This window comes from Bradyrhizobium sp. AUGA SZCCT0182, assembly GCF_018130185.1.
Taxonomy (GTDB): Bacteria; Pseudomonadota; Alphaproteobacteria; order Rhizobiales; family Xanthobacteraceae; genus Bradyrhizobium.
In genome coordinates this window covers 25,479-45,117 of the sequence record NZ_JAFCLY010000001.1, presented here as the reverse complement: position 1 = coordinate 45,117, position 19,639 = coordinate 25,479, and the positions used below count along the sequence as shown (strand labels likewise).

General features: G+C 63.8%; 17 protein-coding genes and 1 other RNA gene. 12 read left to right on the top strand and 6 right to left on the bottom strand.

Going from position 1 to position 19,639, the window contains the following annotated elements:
- Positions 1–64: 64 nt before the first annotated feature.
- Together JQ611_RS00180 and JQ611_RS00175 are read right to left on the bottom strand one after the other, a co-directional pair.
- Positions 65–265 carry a PilZ domain-containing protein gene (locus tag JQ611_RS00180; RefSeq protein ID WP_212464140.1) on the bottom strand — a complete coding sequence of 67 codons (201 nt, stop codon included), beginning with the start codon at positions 263–265 and terminating at the stop codon, positions 65–67.
- Between the two features lie 341 nt (positions 266–606).
- A complete protein-coding gene (locus JQ611_RS00175; RefSeq protein ID WP_212269922.1) occupies positions 607–1,242 on the bottom strand; it encodes a TetR/AcrR family transcriptional regulator in 636 nt (211 codons plus the stop codon).
- Between the two features lie 188 nt (positions 1,243–1,430).
- On the opposite strand from JQ611_RS00175, the gene JQ611_RS00170 reads away from it, so the two are divergent.
- From JQ611_RS00170 to JQ611_RS00155, 4 genes are all read left to right on the top strand, one after another.
- Complete coding sequence (locus tag JQ611_RS00170) at positions 1,431–2,762, top strand: HlyD family secretion protein (protein WP_212464137.1); 1,332 nt, start codon at positions 1,431–1,433, stop codon at positions 2,760–2,762.
- 44 nt (positions 2,763–2,806) lie between these two features.
- Entirely contained in the window at positions 2,807–4,399 is a 1,593-nt protein-coding gene (locus tag JQ611_RS00165; RefSeq protein ID WP_212269920.1) for a DHA2 family efflux MFS transporter permease subunit, read from the top strand.
- A 339-nt stretch (positions 4,400–4,738) separates the two neighbouring features.
- Positions 4,739–6,541 (top strand): ABC transporter ATP-binding protein, encoded by a 1,803-nt coding sequence (locus tag JQ611_RS00160; protein ID WP_212464136.1) that lies wholly within the window; start codon positions 4,739–4,741, stop codon positions 6,539–6,541.
- A gap of 184 nt (positions 6,542–6,725) precedes the next feature.
- Complete coding sequence (locus tag JQ611_RS00155; protein ID WP_212464128.1) at positions 6,726–8,087, top strand: MATE family efflux transporter; 1,362 nt, start codon at positions 6,726–6,728, stop codon at positions 8,085–8,087.
- Here JQ611_RS00155 and JQ611_RS00150 read toward each other — a convergent pair.
- Both JQ611_RS00150 and JQ611_RS00145 read right to left on the bottom strand, forming a co-directional pair.
- The gene (locus tag JQ611_RS00150; RefSeq protein ID WP_212464125.1) at positions 8,062–9,006 is read right to left on the bottom strand and encodes a DMT family transporter; all 945 of its coding nucleotides are present in this window, start codon (positions 9,004–9,006) and stop codon (positions 8,062–8,064) included. The genes JQ611_RS00155 and JQ611_RS00150 overlap by 26 nt on opposite strands.
- 72 nt (positions 9,007–9,078) lie before the next feature.
- Complete coding sequence (locus JQ611_RS00145; RefSeq protein WP_212464123.1) at positions 9,079–9,822, bottom strand: sulfite exporter TauE/SafE family protein; 744 nt, start codon at positions 9,820–9,822, stop codon at positions 9,079–9,081.
- 188 nt (positions 9,823–10,010) lie between these two features.
- On the opposite strand from JQ611_RS00145, the gene JQ611_RS00140 reads away from it, so the two are divergent.
- From JQ611_RS00140 to JQ611_RS00130, 3 genes are all read left to right on the top strand, one after another.
- Positions 10,011–10,742, top strand: a complete 732-nt coding sequence (locus JQ611_RS00140) for an alpha/beta fold hydrolase (RefSeq protein WP_212269915.1) — start codon at positions 10,011–10,013, stop codon at positions 10,740–10,742.
- A gap of 20 nt (positions 10,743–10,762) precedes the next feature.
- Positions 10,763–11,728, top strand: a complete 966-nt coding sequence (locus tag JQ611_RS00135; protein ID WP_212464121.1) for an AraC family transcriptional regulator — start codon at positions 10,763–10,765, stop codon at positions 11,726–11,728.
- 113 nt (positions 11,729–11,841) lie between these two features.
- On the top strand, positions 11,842–12,570 hold the full coding sequence (locus tag JQ611_RS00130; RefSeq protein ID WP_212389773.1) for an alpha/beta fold hydrolase: 729 nt from the start codon (positions 11,842–11,844) through the stop codon (positions 12,568–12,570).
- Between the two features lie 78 nt (positions 12,571–12,648).
- On the opposite strand, the gene rnpB is transcribed toward JQ611_RS00130, so the two are convergent.
- An RNA gene (rnpB, locus tag JQ611_RS00125) (RNase P RNA component class A) lies at positions 12,649–13,066 on the bottom strand.
- Between the two features lie 137 nt (positions 13,067–13,203).
- On the opposite strand from rnpB, the gene JQ611_RS00120 reads away from it, so the two are divergent.
- Positions 13,204–13,554 carry a YciI family protein gene (locus JQ611_RS00120; RefSeq protein WP_212269912.1) on the top strand — a complete coding sequence of 117 codons (351 nt, stop codon included), beginning with the start codon at positions 13,204–13,206 and terminating at the stop codon, positions 13,552–13,554.
- A 116-nt stretch (positions 13,555–13,670) separates the two neighbouring features.
- A complete protein-coding gene (locus JQ611_RS00115) occupies positions 13,671–14,912 on the top strand; it encodes an RNA polymerase sigma factor (RefSeq protein ID WP_212464119.1) in 1,242 nt (413 codons plus the stop codon).
- A gap of 129 nt (positions 14,913–15,041) precedes the next feature.
- On the opposite strand, the gene JQ611_RS00110 is transcribed toward JQ611_RS00115, so the two are convergent.
- Entirely contained in the window at positions 15,042–15,911 is an 870-nt protein-coding gene (locus JQ611_RS00110) for an N-acetylmuramoyl-L-alanine amidase (protein WP_212464117.1), read from the bottom strand.
- Positions 15,912–16,459: 548 nt separating this feature from the next.
- On the opposite strand from JQ611_RS00110, the gene rsmH reads away from it, so the two are divergent.
- From rsmH to JQ611_RS00095, 3 genes are read left to right on the top strand one after another with little or no spacing between them, the layout of a single operon-like run.
- Positions 16,460–17,455: a 16S rRNA (cytosine(1402)-N(4))-methyltransferase RsmH gene (gene rsmH / locus JQ611_RS00105; protein WP_212464115.1), complete on the top strand. Its 996-nt coding sequence runs from the start codon at positions 16,460–16,462 to the stop codon at positions 17,453–17,455.
- 2 nt (positions 17,456–17,457) lie between these two features.
- Positions 17,458–17,850: a hypothetical protein gene (locus JQ611_RS00100; protein ID WP_212269908.1), complete on the top strand. Its 393-nt coding sequence runs from the start codon at positions 17,458–17,460 to the stop codon at positions 17,848–17,850.
- On the top strand, positions 17,847–19,604 hold the full coding sequence (locus JQ611_RS00095; protein ID WP_212464113.1) for a penicillin-binding protein 2: 1,758 nt from the start codon (positions 17,847–17,849) through the stop codon (positions 19,602–19,604). Before JQ611_RS00100 ends, JQ611_RS00095 begins: the two co-directional genes overlap by 4 nt.
- Positions 19,605–19,639 lie beyond the last annotated feature (35 nt).

Genomic DNA, 19,639 nt, shown 5'->3' with positions numbered 1-19,639 from the left:
GGATCAGGGGCCGGACACCCGGATGTCGCTTCGCTCATCCGGGCTACATTGTTGCTTTGCCCAATTAAACGAACTTGATCCCGATCAGGTCGCCCTTCTTCCAGGCGAGCTTGCAGGCCCTGCCCGGGGAGGCCCGGTCAAATTTCAGATGAAAATGCGGCTTGACGAATTGCGGGTCTTCAACCCGCAATCGCGCACCCCCTTCCGAAATGTCGATGACCGTGCATTGACGCGCGGCAAAACTGCCGTCGATGGTCACATCCATGCGGGCTGGTTGGTTCGCCGGCGAGAGGGCCGGGACTTTCGACCGAAAATTGCCATGGCGGATACCTCCCGCCGATCAAACGCGCTGAGGGGACGCTGGTTGCAGTTGCGGACAATTTGAACGAACGGGAAGGCGCGGGGGCGGAGTTATTGTGTTTGCAGTTTTCCAAAACTCAATTCGGAAGAAACTGTCGTCCCGGCCTTGAGCCGGGACCCATAACCACCGAATCCTGATGTTGCACCAAGCTGGAGCTCCAATCACTTTCGCCACTGAAACATGTGGCTATGGGTCCCGGCCTTCGCCGGGACGACGGATTGGAGCGAATGCCGGTTACCTGCGATCTACTTCGCCCGATACGCTGTCAGAAATACCCGCGTCGCGCTGTCGACGACGGTTGCGATCTGCTCTGGCGACGGCGACGGCTTGGCCTGGAAGATGAAAGCCTGAAACAGCGTCGCCTGGCACATCTGCATGAACTGCCAGGCCGCCAGTTCGTAATCGTCGATCAAGAGCTCGCCGAGCCGTCCCCGCGCCTCAAGATAGGCGGCGAAGCGATTGACGGTGCGGGCCAGCACATTGTCATAAAATCTGCGGCCGACTTCCGGCATCCGCTCCGCAATCGACATCACGGTGCGGATCGCCGAGCCGCCGCCGGGACGACAAAGCACCTGGATGTAGGCCCGGCCGAATTCCGGCAGCGTGATGTCTACGTCGCGGTCGGGATCGAAATTGAATGCGGTTTTGCCCTGTTCGATCGATTCTTCCTCGACGATGGCTTCGAACAGGCGGTGCTTGTCGGCGAAATAGACGTAGAGCGTTCCCTTGGAGACGCCGGCGGAGCGCGCGATCTCGCCCATGCTGGCGCCGTCGAAACCGAGATCCAGGAACACTTTCCGCGCGCCATCGAGGATCTGGCGGCGCTTCGAGGAATCCTCGTCGGCGATGACATCTAGCGTATGCGACGTGTCTGCAACCATTGGTTTATCTTCTCGGGAAAGATTTCAACCGGACATATGCACGGGAAGGTGCTTTCGATCTATGGTCCCTTCACGCAAATGTATCTTGACCGAACCGTTCGGTCAATGTTAATTCTGGAAATGACGATGCCTTCACGGCCGGGGTTCGGCTGCGTCTGCACCGTGCATGAGTAATGGGGAGGCCGGGTATGGCCGCAGCGAGAGACCAGGCCGCACGCGTCGTTCGGCAACAGCCGGAGGCGTCGTCTCGTCAGGAGCCGGAGGCGGCAACGGCCGAAGACGAAGCCGCGCGCGACCCCGCCCAGTTGGCGGACCAGCTTCGAGCTCACGTTGCGGAAGAAACCAGGCGCCAGCCGGCAGTTGCTCCAGGCGCGCCGGCAACCGACAGGCCGGCCGCACCGCCCGCCAATGCCGCACAACCCGCGCCGAAATCCGGCAAGCGCAAATTCGTGATGATGGGCGTGTTCGCGTTGCTGGCACTCGCGGCCGTCAGCTACGGCGTCTACTACACATTCATCGGGCGCTTTTACATCTCGACCGACGACGCCTATGTGCGTGCCAACAATACCACGCTGGGTGCGCGGGTCGCGGGCCATATCGCGGCGATCATTCCCGTCGATAATACAATCGTTCGCGCCGGCGACGTGATCTACAAGATCGATGACGGCGATTACCGGATCGCCGTGGAGGCCGCGCGCACTAAGATCGCGACCCAGCAGGCCACCATCGACCGCATCGGCCGTCAGGTGGCGGCGATGGAAAGCGCGGTCGAGCAGGCCAAGGCGCAACTCGTCTCGGCGGAAGCGGCGCTGAAGCGCGCAGGTCTCGACTTCGACCGCCAGCAGGCGCTGAGCACCAAGGGCTTTGCCTCGCGCGCCACGTTCGAGGTTTCCGAAGCCGGCCGCGATCAGGGTGTGGCGCAGGTGAAATCGGCGCAGGCGGCCTTTGATGCCGCGCGCGACAATGTCGAGGTGACCAGGGCGCAGCAGAACGAGGCCCGCGCCCAGCTGGCGGAGTTGCAGACCACGCTGGCAAAGGCCGAGCGCGATCTCGCCTTCACCGCGGTGCGTGCGCCGGTCGACGGCACCTTCTCCAACCGCATCGTCAACACCGGCGATTACATCCAGGCCGGCCAGCGGCTCGGCAACGTGGTGCCGCTCAACGACGTCTTCATCGACGCCAACTATAAAGAAACCCAGCTCAAGCGCATCCGTCCGGGCCAGCCCGTGATGATTTCCGTGGATGCCTACGGCCATCGCAAGTTCGCCGCCGTGGTCGACAGCATTTCGCCGGCAGCGGGCTCGGTGTTCACGCTGCTGCCGCCGGATAATGCCACCGGCAATTTCACCAAGATCGTGCAGCGGCTGCCGGTGCGTATCCGCGTGCCGAAGGATGTCGCGAAGCAAAACCTGCTGCGCGCGGGCATGTCGGTCTACACCACCGTCAACACCCGTGACGGCGCGGCCGATGCGGACAACGAGGCCGACCTCGACGCGTCGCCGATGCTTCATCCGAAGTAATTTTTTCAGCGCAGGGGGAGCCCGGCGCGCGTCCTGAGCAGATCATGGCAGACGCCACCACCGCATCGCCGTCGATGATACCAGCCGCAAGCGTGCCGGACGAGCGCATCCCGCCGCGGCGGCTGTTTGCGTTCCTCATCATGGTGTTCGGGATGTTCATGTCGATCCTGGACATCCAGATCGTCTCGGCATCGCTGTCGGAGATCCAGGCCGGGCTTTCGGCAAGCTCGAGCGAAGTGTCGTGGGTGCAGACCTCGTATCTGATCGCCGAGGTGATCGCGATTCCGTTGTCCGGGTTCCTGTCGCGCGCGTTCGGCACCCGCCTGCTGTTTGCGATCTCCGCCTCCGGCTTCACCATCGCGAGTTTCTTCTGCGGTTTCGCCTCGACGATCGAGCAGATGATCGTATGGCGCGCGCTGCAGGGATTTCTCGGCGCCGGCATGATCCCGACCGTGTTCGCCTCCGCCTATACGGTGTTTCCGCGCTCGAAATTCTACATCGTCGGTCCGATCATTGGCCTCGTCGCGACGCTGGCGCCGACGATTGGTCCCACTGTCGGTGGCTACATCACCGACCTGATGTCGTGGCACTGGCTGTTCTTCATCAACATCATTCCGGGCATCGGCATCACCATCGGCGTGCTGATCCTGGTCGATTTCGACGAGCCGAACTTCAAGCTGCTCGAACATTTCGACTGGTGGGGCCTGCTGTTCATGGCGGGCTTCCTCGGCTCGCTCGAATATGTGCTCGAGGAAGGCCCGCAATATCAATGGCTGCAGGATACGTCGGTCGCGATCTGCGCCGCCGTCTGTCTGGTGTCGGCGATCGCGTTTTTCTGGCGTGTGCTGACAGCGCATGAGCCGATCGTCGACATCAGGACGTTCGGCGACCGCAATTTTGCCATCGGCTGCCTGATTTCGTTCTGCGTCGGCATCGGGCTGTACGGCCTGACCTACGTTTATCCGCGTTATCTCGCCGAAGTGCGCGGTTACAGCGCGCTGATGATCGGCGAGACCATGTTCGTCTCCGGGATCGCCATGTTCCTCACCGCGCCGATCGTCGGACGGCTGATGACTAAGGTCGACATGCGTTACCTCATCGCCTTCGGGCTTTGCAGCTTCGCGCTCGGCTCCTATTTGATGACCTGGATCACCCGCGAATATGATTTCTATGAACTGCTGGTCCCGCAAATCCTGCGCGGCGTCGGCATGATGTTCGCGATGGTGCCGACCAACACCATCGCGCTCGGCACGCTGGCGCCGGAGCGGGTCAAGAACGCCTCCGGCCTGTTCAACCTGACGCGCAATCTCGGCGGCGCGGTGGGGCTCGCGCTGATCAACCAGGTGCTGAACGAGCGCACCGATCTGCACATCTCGCGGCTGCACGAACGCGTCAATTGGGGCAACGCCACCGCGGTAGAGACGCTCAACATGTTTACCCAGCGCATGCAGGGCATGGGCGACGCCGCGCGGATGGCGATGAAGCAATTATCGCAGATCGTCCACCGCCAGGCTGTCGTGATGGGGTTCGGCGACGCCTTCTTCATGCTCGCCGTGTTCTATGTCGGCCTCAGCCTTCTGGTCGTGCTGCTGAACAAGCCGCCGGCGTGGCAGGCGGGCGGCGGCCCAGGGCACTGAACTTAGCGTTGATTGATTTCGCGCGCTCACGCGGTTGTCATATTGCAAATCACCCGTGATGCATTTATAAGCGTGCGCATTGTCGCTCGAACCGGGGAGGATTTGCATGATTTCGTCTTATTCGCAGACCGCCCGCTCGCGTTCGATGCCTCTGCTGGGCGCCGTACCGGGCCTTTGAGGCCCAATTCCGCCAGCGCTGACCGGGCCTGACGTCCCGATCATCCCAAGCTTCCCAACGAGTTACCGATTTTTTCAACGACGCTTGCGTTCGGTCCTGTGCCGTTCCTTGCGTCCTTCAAATGGAGCCGGCGTGCGCAGAACGCGGTGCCGGATGAGGCCATGACCGTTCAAACCAGCAAGCGTCCCGCGGCGATACGCGTGGTGATCCCGTTCGTGTTCCGGCACTGGCTCGAACAGCCCGCCCGCGCCAGCGTTGTTGCCGGCGGTTTGCTGGGCGCGACCGCAGCCGACCTGTTCATGCCGCTGTTCTCCGGCCATCTGGTCGATGCGCTGACCCAAGGCGCGTCTGATCCGGCTGCGCGCCGCGCGGCGATGATCGCCTTTGGCGGCATCGTGGCGCTGGGCGCGCTGTCGATGGTGCTGCGGCTGATCGGCCTGCAGGCGATCGTGCCGTTCACGCTGAAGATCATGTCCGACGTGTCGCGCGACGCCTTCATGCGGGTGCAGCGCTTCTCGACCGATTGGCACGCCAACTCATTTGCCGGCTCGACCGTGCGCAAGATCACGCGCGGCATGTGGGCGCTCGACCTGCTCAACGACACCATCCTGATGGCGCTGGCGCCGTCGCTGACGGTGCTGTTGGGCTCGATGATCCTGCTCGGGCTGCACTGGCCCTCGCTCGGGGCGGTCATCGCGGTCGGCACGGTGATCTATGTCGCGATGACGATCGCATTCTCGATGAATTACATCGCCCCTGCCGCGCGCGTCTCCAACGCCTGGGACACCAAGGTCGGCGGCACGCTGGCGGATGCCCTGACCTGCAACGCGGTGGTGAAATCCTTTGGCGCGGAAGCGCGCGAGGACGGGCGGCTGGCCGGCGTGATCGGCCGCTGGCGCACGCGGGTGCGGCGGACCTGGATACGCTACAACTACACCTCGACGGCGCAGCTCGCGGTGCTGCTGTGCTTTCGCACGTCCGTGATCGGCGGCGCGATCCTGCTGTGGATCGCGGGCCGCGCCACGCCGGGCGACGTCACCTATGTCTTGACCAGCTACTACATCATCCATGCCTACCTGCGTGATGTCGGCATGCACATCAACAATCTGCAGCGTTCGGTGAACGACATGGAGGAGCTGGTCGCGATCCACGCCGAGCCGATCGGCATAGCGGATGCGCCCGACGCCAGGCCGATCGACATCCAGGGCGGCCGCATCGTGTTCGACGCCGTGACGTTCCATTACGGCGGACATCGCGATCCCTTGTATGACGGCCTGTCGTTGGACATCCGCGCCGGCGAGCGTGTCGGTCTGGTCGGCCGTTCCGGCTCGGGCAAGACGACATTCGTCAAGCTGGTGCAGCGGCTCCACGACATCGGCGGCGGCAGGATCCTGATCGACGGTCAGGACATCGCCAAGGCGACGCAGCATTCGCTGCGAAGCCAGATCGCGATCGTGCAGCAGGAGCCGATCCTGTTTCATCGATCATTGGCCGAGAACATCGCCTATGGCAGGCCCGGCGCCAGCATGGCGGCGGTCGAGCAGGCGGCGCGGCTGGCGAACGCGCATGAGTTCATCCTGCGGCTGCCGAAGGGTTACGGCACGCTGGTCGGTGAACGCGGCGTCAAGCTGTCGGGCGGCGAACGGCAGCGCGTCGCGCTGGCGCGGGCGTTCCTGGCGGATGCGCCGGTGCTGATCCTGGACGAGGCGACTTCCAGCCTCGACTCGGAGTCCGAAGGCCTGATCCAGCAGGCGATGGAGCGGCTGATGAAAGGCCGCACCTCGATTGTGATCGCGCACCGGCTGTCGACGGTGCGCAGCCTCGACCGGATCCTGGTGTTCGATCGCGGCGAGATCGTCGAGCAGGGCACCCACGCGATGCTGACGGCGCGCGCGGGGGGCATCTATCGCGGGCTGTTCGAGCGGCAGGCGACGGAGTTCGGCCGCATTACGGCGGCGGAGTAAAATGGCATTGCGGCGCGCGGCCTTCGGATGTTCGAAAGCCGCGCGCGAGAGCGTTTTCAAGCGAAGCATGCCCCCGGACTTGATCCGGGGGTAGTTACCGGTTCGCGTAAAGAAACCGCGTCAATACAAAAAGATGGAGCCCCGTTCCGGTTCAATCGGAACAGGCTCCAGGGGCGGATTTGAAATGAAAGACCTTACGCAAGGCTCGATCGTGAGCCACATCCTGAGCATGGCGCCGCCGATCGTCGCCGGCATGATCACGATCATGATCTGCCAGCTCGTCGACCTCTACTTCGTCGCCGGGGTGGGCGAGGCCGCCGTCGCGGGCGTGTCGGCGGCGGGCAATCTGGCATTCCTCATCAACGGGCTGATGCAGGTGCTCGGCGTCGGCACCGGCGCGCTCATTTCGCAGGCCGTCGGCCGCAAGGACCGGGCCGACGCCAATCTGGTGTACAATCAGTCGCTCGGCCTGGCGGTCGTGTGCGGATTGCTGACCTGGGTTGCAGTATCTGTGTTCGCCGGCGGTTACATGCGGACGGTGGCCGCCGACGAGGCCACCGTCGCTGCGGGCACGACATATCTGCTCTGGTTCGTTCCGGCGTTGGTGCTGCAGTTCGTCACGCAGGTGATGGGGGCCGCGCTGCGCGGCACGGGCATCGTGCGGCCGATCATGATCGTGCAAATATCAGTGGTGATGATCAATATCGCGCTGGCGCCGGTCCTCATCTCGGGCTGGGGAACCGGCCGCCCGTTTGGCGTCGCGGGCGCCGGACTTGCGAGCTCGATTGCGATGCTGTTCGCCGTGTTGATGCTGTGGATGTATTTCCGCAGGCTGGAGCGCTATGTCGGCGTCGATCGCGCGCAGCTGCGGCCGCAGGCCCGGCACTGGCAGCGCATCCTCAATGTCGGCCTGCCGGCCGGCGGCGAGTTCGCGATCATCTTCATCTGGATGGGCGTCATCTATTACGCCTTGCGCGATTTCGGGGCGGCGGCGCAGGCCGGCTTCGGCATCGGCACGCGCGTGCTCGGCCTGATCCAGATGCCGGCGCTGGCCATAGCGCTCGCCGCCGGACCGATCGCCGGGCAGAATTTTGGCGCCGGCAACGCCGCACGCGTGAAGGAAACCTTCGCCAAGGCGGCGGTGATCGCCACGGTCGTGATGATCGTTTTCACGATCCTGGCGCAATGCTGGCCCGGGCTGCTGCTCGGTGGGTTCGCGAGCGACGCGCAGACGATCGCGGTCGCCGTCGTGTTCCTGCAATTGGTCTCGCTCAATCTCGTCGCACAGGGATTGAACTTCGTGTGCTCCAGCATGTTCCAGGGACTGGGCAACACCAAGCCGGTCCTGCTGAGTTCCGGCGTACGTCTGGTCACCTACGCCTTGCCGGTACTCTGGCTGTCTGCAAGGCCGGGGTTTCGCATTGAGTACGCGTGGTACATATCGAACCTGACAACGACGCTGCAAGCCGCATTGAGTTTGTGGTTGCTGCATCTGGAGTTCAGGAAACGCCTGACGCCGCTCAAGTCCGCGTTGCCGGCGGAGTGATCCCCGGAACTGACGTCAGCTCCGAACGATCGGGCGCTTTGCGCCCGCGCGTGCGTGTCGAGATCGCGACGGTTGCGACCACGCCGGCCGCGAACAGCACGATCTGCGGCGTGATGGTCTCGTCGTTGAAAATCGCCGCGAGTGCAAACACGACGAAGGGCTGCAGCAATTGCACCTGCGACACCCGCGCGATGCCGCCCATCGCCATGCCGGCGTTCCAGGCAAAGAAGCCGATCCATTGCGAGAACAGGGCGACGTAGAGCAGCCCGAGCCACGGTTTTAGGGGAATGTGGGTGATGTCAGCCGGCATCGTCAGCGCGGCGGCCGGGATCGAGAGCGGCAGTGCGATCACCAGCACCCAGCTGATGACTTCCCAGCCCGGCATCTGCGCGGTGAGCCGGCCGGAGAAGGCGTAGCCGATGCCGGACACGACGACCGCCGCAAGCAGGAACAGGTCGCCGCTCGACAGTTCACCGCCGCCTTGCCGCAGCGCAAAGGCAATCACCAATGCGGCGCCCGCGAACGAGGCGATCCAGAACAGTGGCCGCGGCCGCTCATGGGTGATCATGACCGCGACCAGGGCGGTCGCGATCGGCATGATCCCGAACACCACGCCGCCATGCGAGGCGTCGACGGTCTGCACCCCCACCGACATCAGGAACGGAAACAGGATGGCGACGCAGATCATCGTGATGACGAGTTGCGGCCACAGCGCGCGCGGCGGTAGCGGGCGGCGCAGCACGACCAGCAGGATCAGCGAGCACAGGCCGGCGATCAGGGTGCGCAGCGAGGTCAGTGCAATCGGATCAATTGCCGACACTGCGATCCGCGTCGCCGGCAGCGTGCCGCCGAAGATCAGCACGCCGATAAAACCCAGCAACAGACCGAGACGTGTGCGTGAAAAAGTTGGAGGGGTCATGATGCGACTGGATAACTGTTTTACAGATCAGCGTACAGCAATCTACTCGGAGCACATGGCCGCCATGCGCTGCTAACTCGGAGCAATGCCGCTCCACACCAGTGCGAGTCCGGACACAAACAGCAGGCCGAGTACGATGTCGTAGAAATTGCGATCGCTGAGCGCCTGATAAACGCGCGCGCCGATCCGTGCGCCGATCAGCGTGCCCGGCAGCGCCAGCAGCGCGAGCCAGAACACTTCCGTCTTGACGAAGCCATTGGCGATCTGCAGCAGCAAGGCGGCGCCGAGCACGGTGCCGTTGAAGATCTGGAATACGCCGCGGCGCTGATCCTTAGTCCAGCCGCGCACGCTGGCCCACAGGGTCGGCAGCGGGCCGGACAGCCCGGCGAGGCCGCCCAGGATGCCCCCGGCAAATCCAACGGCCGCGTCCGCCGGCTTGCCGCCGAAGGCGAACGCCATCGGCTTGCGAACGAAAAACAGCGCGGCCGGAAACACCAGCAGCATCACGCCCACGCTCAATTTGAATATTTGCGGCTCGGCCTGCGCGACCAGCAGCGCACCGATCGGCATGCCGGCGAGCCCGCCGATGACGAACGGCGCGGCCAGTTTGAAGTCGAGAACCTTCCACATCGTCGGCAGCGTCGAGATCTGCGAGCTGACCGAGCAGATCAGCACCAAGGGGACGGCCAGCGACGGCGGCAGCACATAGAGCCAGATCCCCAGCGCCATCAGCGCCGTTCCGAAACCGGCAAGGCCGGAGACGAAGCCGCCGGCAAGCGCGCCAAAAAGCAACAGCGCGTAGGTGAACGTTTCCAACTATTCATTCCTTCGTCATTCCCCGATGCGCAATAGCGCATCTGAGGGCGCGAAGCGAACCCGGAATCTCGAGATTCCGGGGTTGGTGCTAACGCACCATCCCGGAATGACGTCGTTGAATTGAGCGCGACATTTACACGACGCCGCCAGCGGGTACTATCGCAATTCAAGCCTTCAACAATAACTTCATGGAAACGCCCCCGATGAGCTCAACCTCCGCAAAGACCTTCCTTGTCTGTCACGGCGCGTGGTCGGCGGGCTGGGCGTGGAAGAAGATGCACCCGCTGATGCGCGCCGCCGGGCATCGGCTGGTGACGCCGAGCTATACCGGGCTTGGCGAACGCGCGCATCTGGCAAACCCCTCGATCGATCTCGAAACCCATATCGAGGACATGCTCAACGTCATCAAATATGAGGATCTGCGCGACATCGTTCTGGTCGGCCACAGCTATGGCGGCATGGTCGCGACCGGCGTGGCCGATCGCGCCAGGGATCGCGTTACGCAGCTGATCTACGTCGACGCCTTCGTGCCGGAGGATGGACAGTCGCTGTTCGACATCAACGAACCGGGCCGGCAGCCGATGCTGGATGGCGCGAAGAAGGGGGATGGCTGGCGCATTCCACCGATGACGTCGCCGCCGGACACCGCGGCTGAAGACGTCGAATGGCTGGCTGCGCGCCGCGTTCCAATGCCGGTCAAATGCTTCGAGACCAGGCTCAAGCTGCAAGGTGGCACACTGACGCTGCCACGCAGTTACATCTACGCCACCCGCTTCCCGCCGGCCGACACGTTCGGTCCGTTTGCGAGGCGAACCAGGAACGAGGCGGGCTGGCGCTATTTCGAGATCGATGCCAGCCACGCGCCGAACGTCACCGCGCCGGAAGCGCTGATGGCGCTGCTGGAGAAGATCGTGGCGTGAAATAACGGGAGGTCAGAGCCATGGCAGCCAGGGCGACGGCAGTCATCGAGAAGTGGTCGACCAGTGTGGTCGAACCGGAGCGGCGGCTGGACTACTGGATCGGCGCCGTCTGCGAATGCTTTCTCGAGATGGACGTCACGACGCCGGTCAGGTCGAGCTTCGACTGCTCGGTTCAGCGCGGGCAACTCGACACCATCGGCGTCAATCGCGTCGAGGGCTCGGCGCAGCACGTTTACCGCAGGAAAGCCAGCCTCGCGCGCAGCGCGTCGAACTACTACTACCTTCTATGCAAGACCGACAACGACTGGACGGTCATGCAAAACGGCCATCGGTCGATCTTGCAGCCGTACGATCTCGTGCTGCTGGACTCCCGGCGCTGCTATGAATTCAACTTTCCGGTGACTTCCAATACGCTGTCGCTGGAACTGCCGATCCCCTGGGTTGAATCGTGGCTCGTCGATCCCGAACGGCGGGCCGGGCAGCGCATCGACGGGCGCACCGGCTGGGGCGCCGTGCTCAGCGCCTTTGCATGCCAGCTGTCGCCGCATCTGGCGGTCAGTCTGCCGCTGCCCGCGCAGGTTCTCACCGACCAGCTCGGCGGGCTGCTGGCGCTGGCGGCGGGCAGCGAGATTCCAGCCACGCCGTCGGAGCGGCGCGAGGCGGGCAACCTGCTGGATCAGATCGGCCGTGCCATCCGGTTGCTCTACGCCGAACCGGGGTTGACGGCCGCTTCCGTCGCGGAGCATCTGCGTGTTTCGGAGCGGACGGTGCATCGCTGCCTCAACAAGTCAGGCCTGACGTTTAGCGGCATGCTGAACGACTGCAGGATGGCGGTCGCGCGCAGGATGCTGAGTGAAGCGCGGTTCGATCACATCGGTGTCGGCGGGATAGGAATGCGCGTCGGCCTGTCCGATCCGTCTCATTTCATTCGCCAATGCCGCAGATATTTCGGCATGACACCGGCCGCATTCAGGCGACAGCGCTGACCCGTTCTGGCAAAGTCCCTGGCGTAAATCGGCGATGATGGTGGCTTAGTCCGGCCATCCGGCATAATCTGTCGGGCCTATCAAATCCACTTCCATAAACGGGGGAGACAGAAATGGCAGGCCTTTACGTTCTTGTGCACGGCGCGTGGCACACCGGTGCCGAAATGGATGCCGTCGCCGGACACTTGCGCAAGTACGGCCATGCCGTGCATTGCCCGACGGTTGCCGGCAACAACGCGGGCGACGATCGCGACAAGATCGGGCTGGAACAGGCGATCGCGTCGGTTGCCGCCTACATCGAAAAGAACGATCTGCGGGATATCTGGCTGGTGGGCCACAGCTATGGGGGAATGCTGATTTCAGGCGTTGCCGATCGGCTGACGGATCGCATCAAGCGTCTCGTCTATGTCAATGCCTTCGTCCCGCTGGACGGGCAGTGTCTCAACGACATGGTGCCGCCGCATTATGTCGGGCTGTTCGATGCGGTGGCCGCCGCCAACAAGAACGCCGTCATGCTGCCGTTTGAAATTTGGCGCGATGCCTTCATCAACGACGCCGACCTCGATCTGGCAAAGTCTGCGTTCGCCAAACTCAACCCGCATCCCTACAAGACATTCACCGATAAGATCGCGCTGAAGCGTCCGCTGGCGGAGCTGCCGGTCGGCAAATCCTACGTCAACTGCCGCCAGGATATCGCCTTGCCGCACAGCCTGCCGTGGCATCCACGGTTGTCGGAGCGCCTCGGCCTGTTTCGCCTCGTCGAGTGCGACGGCAGCCATGAGATGTTCTTCAGCAATCCGGCGCGGCTCGCGCAGGCGATCGAGGAGGCGGCGCGCGACTGAACTTCCCGAGCACGCGCGCGCATCGGTGCGAAAAATGGCGAGGGGTCCGGCGCGTTACGCCGAACCCCTCATTTTAGAAACATCAGCCAGCCTGTAAGCCGGGTTTTGTAGGGCACCACTCACTTTCGCGAGTGATACGTGACGGCCATTCCTCTGGGACCATGTTTGCACATGGCCTCGAGCAACCTACCCGGACGGCGAGCCTGACATCGCCCTGCGGCGTTTTCGCTTTCGCGAACTGCCCGCGTTGCCGTCCCTATTCGGTTTTGCTCCCGGTGTGGTTTGCCATGCCGGTTCCGTTGCCGGACCCGCGGTGCGCTCTTACCGCACCTTTTCACCCTTGCCCTCTCCCAAGGAGAAGGCGGTTCGTTCTCTGTGGCACTTTCCCTGGGGTCGCCCCCGCCGGACGTTATCCGGCACCGTATGTCGATGGAGCCCGGACTTTCCTCTCCCGCAGCCTTTCGGCCGTAGCGGGAGCGGCCGTCCGGCCGACTGACCCCTTACGCATGGGGGCTGGGCGGCGTGGCGTCAAGCCACGAAACGGAGCAAAATAAACTATCCTGAAGATGTCGTTTCGCGTCCGGCCCGTTCGACTGGGTGTCGGCGATCCAGCCGATCAAGAGGAGTAGAGCGATGCAGTATCTGTTGATGATCTATCGGAGCGAAGCCGAGCTTGGCAAAATGGACGCCGCGGGGCGCCAGCAAATGATGACGGACTACGGCGCGTTCACCCAGTCCATCGTTCAGAGCGGCCATTTCAAGGCCGGCGACGGCCTGCAGCCGTCGACGACCGCAACCACCGTGCGCGTTCGCGACGGCAAGACCCTGACGACCGACGGTCCGTTCGCGGAAACGCGCGAGCAGCTCGGCGGCTATTATCTGGTCGAGGCCAAGGATCTCGACACCGCGCTGGCCATCGCCGCGCGCATTCCCGGCGCCAAGACAGGTTCGATCGAGGTGCGGCCGGTCATGGTTTATGATTGACGGCGAAGCCGTCATTCCGGGGCGCGAAGCGAACTACGATGTGCAATTGCACATCGGAGAATCTCGAGATTCCGGGTTCGTCCTTCGGACGCCCCGGAATGACGATGTAGGGCGCCATGACCCCGGTTGAGACCGAAAAAATCTTCCGCGACGAGGCGGGCAGGGCGCTGGCGACCCTGATCCGCCTCGTCGGCGATTTTGATCTCGCCGAGGATGCCCTGCAGGACGCGTTCGCGGTGGCGCTGGAGCGCTGGTCCACCGCCAATCTGCCATCCAATCCGCGCGCATGGCTGGTCAATGTCGGGCGCAACAAGGCGATCGATCGCGTCCGCCGCAACGTCGCGTTTCGCGGCAAGCAGCAGGAGCTGACGCGCGAAATCCTGCTCAATGCGTCGGCGCCTGACGAGGCTGCCGACAACGTGCTCGACGACGACATGCTGCGGCTGATCTTCACCTGCTGCCATCCGTCCTTTGCGGCGGAAGTGCAGGTGGCGCTGACGCTGCGCACCGTGTGCGGACTCTCGACAGCGCAGGTGGCGCGGGCGTTCCTCGCGAGCGAAGACGCGATGGCGCAGCGGCTGGTGCGCGCGAAACAAAAAATCCGCCTCGCCGGCATCGCCTACGAAGTACCGGAACGCGAAGCACTGGAGCCGCGCCTGCGCGGCGTGCTCGCGGTGATCTATCTGGTCTTCACCGAAGGCTATGCCGCGACCTCGGGCGACGATCTGATGCGACCTGATCTGGCGCGCGAAGCGATCCGGCTGGCGCGGCTGCTCGACGCGCTGATGCCCGGCCGCGGCGAGATCAAGGGATTGCTGGCGCTGATGTTGCTGCATGATTCCCGCCGCGCCGGCCGCGAGACCGCCGGCGGCGACATCGTGCTGCTGGAAGAGCAGGACCGTTCACTGTGGGATCAGGCCCAGATCGCGGAAGGCTTGAAGCTGGTGGAAGAGGCGTTGCGGGTGCCGGGGCGGCCGCAATCCTATGCGGTGCAGGCCGCGATCGCAGCGCTGCACGCGCGTGCGCCGAACTATAACGACACCGACTGGCCGCAGATCGCCGGCCTCTATGAGGTGCTGCTGCGGATCAGCCCATCGCCGGTGATCGAACTCAATCACGCCGCCGCGGTGTCGATGGTCGATGGGCCGGCGCGGGCGCTCGACCTGATCGATGCGCTGGAGGCGCGTGGCGGGTTGAAAGGGTATGAGTTGCTGCCGGCCGTCCGCGCCGATCTCTTGCGCCGCCTTGGCCGGCGTGACGCCGCGCGCGAAGCCTATCAGGCAGCCACATCAGCGACGCAACTGGAGCCGCTGCGGCGGCTTTATGCACGGCGGATGGCAGAGCTCGACGAACTCTAGCCGTCATTGCGAGCGCAGCGAAGCAATCCATAGCTCGCCCCGAAGCATGGATTGCTTCGTCGCTTCGCTCCTTTGCGCAAACGCTTCGCGTTTGTCGCAGGCAATGACGGTCGAATGCTCTCGCTTAATCTACTTCGCCGCGACGGCGGTCGGCGTCGCATCGGCCGGCAAAGTGGCCAGCAGCGCGTGCAGCGTGCTCATGGTCGAATGATCGGCGATGCCGTCGACGCGGGCCGGGCGGAAGTGGCGCTGGAACGCGGTGACCACTTCCATGGTCGGGCCGTCGTACTTGCCGTGGTTCGGCACTTGGTAGCCGTAGCGCGCCAGGGCAGTCTGCAGGCCAGCGACATCGTCGCTGATGCTGCCGAGCTTGAGCGATTCGCCGCGCACGATCGGCGCCGGCTGCACCCAATGGCCGACGCCGGAATTGGCCAGCGAATGCCACGGGAATTTCTCGCCGGGATCCTTTTTGCGCGCAGGCGCGACGTCGGAATGCGCGAGCACGCGATGCGGCGGCACGTTGCGGCGGAGCATGATGCCGCGGCACAGCGCGATCACGGCGGCAATCTGGCGCAGCGGGAAATCCGGATAGCCCCAGTCGTGGCCGCGATTGATGATCTCGACCCCGATCGAACAGGAGTTGATGTCTTCTTCGCCGGCCCAGAACGACACGCCGGCATGCCAGGCGCGCTTGCTCTCGGGCACGGATTGCACGATGCGGCCGTCTTCCAGCACGATGTAATGTGCCGAGACGTCGGTTCCGGCCGTGCAGAGCTGGGCGATCGCGCCTTCTACATCCGGCATGCCGGTGTAGTGCAGCAGGATCATGTCGGGCAGGCGGCCCTTGTTGCGGTCGCCATAGTTCGCCGACGGAATCACGTCGGAGGCAATCGAGGAATCCGGGGTAAAAGTCTTCATGTCCGCGTTAGCCCTGGGAACGGGAAGGGCGCGTTGACGCTTCGAATCAATACCAGCGGACGTGAACGAACCAGCAGCCATTATATGAGCTCAAACCGGGCAGGAGAACGACAACCCGCAAATTTTACAAAATATCGATGTTTACTATTCCTTTACCAAGTCATCCGCGCAATCCGGCAGCCGCGCCCGGTTTCGTATTTTGATCGAGTGTGTGCGGCGGGCATCACTGGCTTCGCCAGGTGAGCCGGGCATCACTGCCTTCACGAGGTGAGCCGTTACTGGCTGGGCCAGTGAGCCGGGACATCACCGGCCTGCAGTAGTAAAAAAGCGCGTAAAAGCTGCGGCCGATCATCAACGCTTTCTTAACGCTAAGTGCCGTTACTAAGTGATGAAGAGCCGAACCGGTTTTGGGGACGGCCGAGGCCCTCTTTCACGCTCGAAAAGCCATGGCAGCCCAGCAAATTCCGTCCGGAAAACAGGGGTTGCGGGCTGGGGTTGATGACAGCAGTCGCGCCTCGCAGCGGGTTTTTGGCCGGAACAGCCCGGCAAAGCGCAGGGATTTGAGGCGCAATGGGCCGGTTGGCGTCCAGTTTCAGTTGTGCACGTTGGAATACGCTGAAGGCCGGCGAATGACCCCGGCTGCCTCCCGCCATATCTCCGTTCTCGGCCGCGAGGCGGTCGAGATGCTTGGCCCCCGCGACGGCGGCATCTATGTCGATGCCACCTTCGGCGGCGGCGGCTACAGCCGCATGATCCTGCAAACCGCTGGAACCCGGGTGATCGGTATCGACCGCGACCGGTCGGCGATTACTGGCGGGTTCGATCTGGTCGACCAGGCCGATGGCGCCCTGACGCTGGTCGAGGACCGGTTTTCCAATCTCGCCGAGGTTTGTACCGCGCAGGGCGTTGATGCCGTCGATGGCGTCGTGATGGACGTCGGGGTCTCCTCGATGCAGCTCGACCAGGCCGAGCGCGGCTTCTCGTTCCGGCTCGGTGGCCCGCTCGACATGCGGATGGGCCATGACGGCCCGACCGCGGCGGACGTGGTCGCGAAAGCCTCCGAAGCCGATCTCGCCAACATCATCTACATCTTCGGCGAGGAGCGTCACTCCCGCGGCGTCGCGCGCGCCATCGTCGCCGCCCGCAAGGAAGCGCCGATCACGACCACGAAGGCGCTCGCCGACATCGTCGGCAAGGTGGTCCGCTCCAAGCCGAACGAAATTCATCCGGCGACGCGGACGTTCCAGGGCTTACGGATTTTCGTCAACGCGGAACTGGACGAGCTGCATCTGGCGCTGTCGGCGGCGGAACGCGTGTTGAAGCCGGGCGGCCGGCTGGTCGTGGTGTCGTTTCATTCGCTGGAAGACCGCATCGTCAAGGATTTCCTTAACCAGCGCGGCAAGTCCGGCGGCGGATCGCGGCATTTGCCTGAGGTCGCGCAGGCCGTTCCGAGTTTCCAGATTCTGACCAAGCGTCCGGTCACGCCGAATGAGGCGGAGATATCGGCCAATCCGCGTGCACGGTCCGCCAAACTGCGCGCCGCCGAGCGGACCGCGGCGCCGGCGCATGCCGCAGACGCACTGCCGGCGTGGCCGACCATCGACAGCGTCATGAGGGGAGGCTGATCATGCGGATCATCCACCTCCTCGTGATCGGCATGCTGGTGTTCGCCGCCTCCTATGTTTACCGGATCAAGATGGAATCGACCTCGCGCACCGAGCGCGTGCTGCGGCTGAACGCGGAAATCCGCGAGCAGCGCGACGCCATTGCTGGGCTCCGCGCCGAATGGGCCAAGCTCGACGCGCCGCTGCGGCTGCAGGGCCTTGCCGACCGCCACCTTCCGCTGAAGTCGCTGGTCGCGACGCAATATGACCAGTTGAAGAACCTGCCGGAACGGCCGCCCAGCTTTGCGAAGCCGGGCGCGCCCGATCCGATCGGCGCGATGATCAATACCATCGAGGCTGCCACCGATGCGCCGACCGTGACCGGCTCGGTGCCCGCGCCGGGAGATCAGCGATGACCGATCAGGCGCTTGCCACCACCCGACCTGCAAAGCCTGCCGAGCCCTGGCGGCAGCGGTTGATCCGCAGCCTGCTCTACGGGCGCAATGTCGATCGCGCGGCGAAGGCGCGGGCCCGCGTCGGATTTGCGGTGCTGGCGTTCGCATTGGTGTACGCCATCATTGCCGGACGCCTCGTCATGTTTGCGATCGGCGCCGACAGCCACAGCTCGGCCCGCACCGGCTCGCGGGACGCGATCGCGACCGCGCGGCCCGACATCGTCGATCGCAACGGCGAGATATTGGCGACCGACGTCAAGTCGCCGAGCCTGTTCGGCGAACCGCGCCGCATCATCGACAAGGACGAGGCGATCGAGCTTCTGACCGCGACATTGCCCGATCTCGACACGACCGAGGTGCGCGAGCGGTTGTCGTCGCGCAAGGGCTTTGTGTGGCTGAAGCGCGAGATCACGTCGAAGCAGCAGCAGGCGATTCATCGCCTCGGCATTCCCGGCATCGGCTTCCTGCGCGAGAACAAGCGCGTCTATCCGACCGGTGCGTCGGTCGCCCATCTGATCGGCCTGGTCAACATCGACAACCAGGGCATCGCCGGGATGGAGAAGTGGCTCGACAATAACGGATTGGCCGATCTGCATCGCGCCGGCTTTGCCACCGATCGGCTGCAGCGGCCGGTGGAGCTGTCGATCGATCTGCGCGTCGAGCACGCGCTGCGCGACGAACTGATGAAAGCGAAAGAGAAGTACAAGGCCAAGGCCGCCTCCGGCCTCGTCTCCAACGTCAGGACCGGCGAGATCGTCGCGCTGGTGTCGTTGCCGGATTTCGACCCGAACAACCCGAAAGAGGCGCACGACCCCGACCGCATCAACCGCCTGACCACCGGCGTGTTCGAGATGGGCTCGACCTTCAAGGCGCTGACGCTGGCGATGGCGCTGGATTCCGGCAAGGCCAACCTCAACACGCTGTACGACGGGCGGGGTGCGATGAAATACGGCAAGTTCACCATCCACGATACGCATCCCGTCGGCCGCTCGATCACGCTGTCGGAAGTATTCACGTTTTCCTCGAACGTCGGCGCGGCCAAGATCGCGCTGGGACAGGGCGTCGAGGCGCACAAGGCGTTCCTGAAAAAGCTCGGCCAGTTGGACCGGCTGCGCACCGAACTGCCGGAAAGCACGTCGCCGATCGTGCCGAAGCGCTGGGGTGAACTCAACACCATCACCATTGCCTTCGGCCACGGCATGGCGGTGGCGCCGCTGCAGGCCGTGATGGGCATCAACGCGGTCGTCAACGGCGGCTATCTTATCCCGCCGACCTTCCTCAAGCGTTCGGAGGAAGAAGCCAAGGCGATCGGCAAGAAGGTGCTCAAGACCGAAACGTCGGACAAGATGCGGTATCTGATGCGGCTGAACGCCGAGATCGGAACCGCGAAGAAAGCCGACGTGAAGGGCTATTACATCGGCGGCAAGACCGGCACTTCGGAAAAAGTGGTCAATGGCCGCTATTCCAAGAAGCAGGTGCTCAATTCCTTCACCGCAATCTTCCCGGCCGACAACCCGCAATATCAGCTGCTGATCATGCTGGACGAGCCCAAGGCGCTGCCGGAAACCCATGGTTTCATCACCTCGGGCTGGAACACGGTGCCGACCGGCGGCAAGGTGATCGCCCGAATCGGACCGCTTTTGGGCGTCGAACCGCGCTTCGATCTGCCGACGGCAGATCGCCTCATTCTTGCGACATCGAGGACAACCCAGTAAGGCGTAGGACGACGCGCCAAGCTGCGCCCGGGCCG

What these genes read in the sequence shown, in the direction of transcription:
- JQ611_RS00180 (WP_212464140.1), bottom strand. Translation starts at nt 265, where the DNA reads ATGGATGTGACCATCGACGGCAGTTTTGCCGCGCGTCAATGCACGGTC.
- JQ611_RS00175 (WP_212269922.1), bottom strand. Translation starts at nt 1,242, where the DNA reads ATGGTTGCAGACACGTCGCATACGCTAGATGTCATCGCCGACGAGGAT.
- JQ611_RS00170 (WP_212464137.1), top strand. Translation starts at nt 1,431, where the DNA reads ATGGCCGCAGCGAGAGACCAGGCCGCACGCGTCGTTCGGCAACAGCCG.
- JQ611_RS00165 (WP_212269920.1), top strand. Translation starts at nt 2,807, where the DNA reads ATGGCAGACGCCACCACCGCATCGCCGTCGATGATACCAGCCGCAAGC.
- JQ611_RS00160 (WP_212464136.1), top strand. Translation starts at nt 4,739, where the DNA reads ATGACCGTTCAAACCAGCAAGCGTCCCGCGGCGATACGCGTGGTGATC.
- JQ611_RS00155 (WP_212464128.1), top strand. Translation starts at nt 6,726, where the DNA reads ATGAAAGACCTTACGCAAGGCTCGATCGTGAGCCACATCCTGAGCATG.
- JQ611_RS00150 (WP_212464125.1), bottom strand. Translation starts at nt 9,006, where the DNA reads ATGACCCCTCCAACTTTTTCACGCACACGTCTCGGTCTGTTGCTGGGT.
- JQ611_RS00140 (WP_212269915.1), top strand. Translation starts at nt 10,011, where the DNA reads ATGGAAACGCCCCCGATGAGCTCAACCTCCGCAAAGACCTTCCTTGTC.
- JQ611_RS00135 (WP_212464121.1), top strand. Translation starts at nt 10,763, where the DNA reads ATGGCAGCCAGGGCGACGGCAGTCATCGAGAAGTGGTCGACCAGTGTG.
- JQ611_RS00130 (WP_212389773.1), top strand. Translation starts at nt 11,842, where the DNA reads ATGGCAGGCCTTTACGTTCTTGTGCACGGCGCGTGGCACACCGGTGCC.
- JQ611_RS00120 (WP_212269912.1), top strand. Translation starts at nt 13,204, where the DNA reads ATGCAGTATCTGTTGATGATCTATCGGAGCGAAGCCGAGCTTGGCAAA.
- JQ611_RS00115 (WP_212464119.1), top strand. Translation starts at nt 13,671, where the DNA reads ATGACCCCGGTTGAGACCGAAAAAATCTTCCGCGACGAGGCGGGCAGG.
- JQ611_RS00110 (WP_212464117.1), bottom strand. Translation starts at nt 15,911, where the DNA reads ATGGCTGCTGGTTCGTTCACGTCCGCTGGTATTGATTCGAAGCGTCAA.
- rsmH (WP_212464115.1), top strand. Translation starts at nt 16,460, where the DNA reads ATGACCCCGGCTGCCTCCCGCCATATCTCCGTTCTCGGCCGCGAGGCG.
- JQ611_RS00100 (WP_212269908.1), top strand. Translation starts at nt 17,458, where the DNA reads ATGCGGATCATCCACCTCCTCGTGATCGGCATGCTGGTGTTCGCCGCC.
- JQ611_RS00095 (WP_212464113.1), top strand. Translation starts at nt 17,847, where the DNA reads ATGACCGATCAGGCGCTTGCCACCACCCGACCTGCAAAGCCTGCCGAG.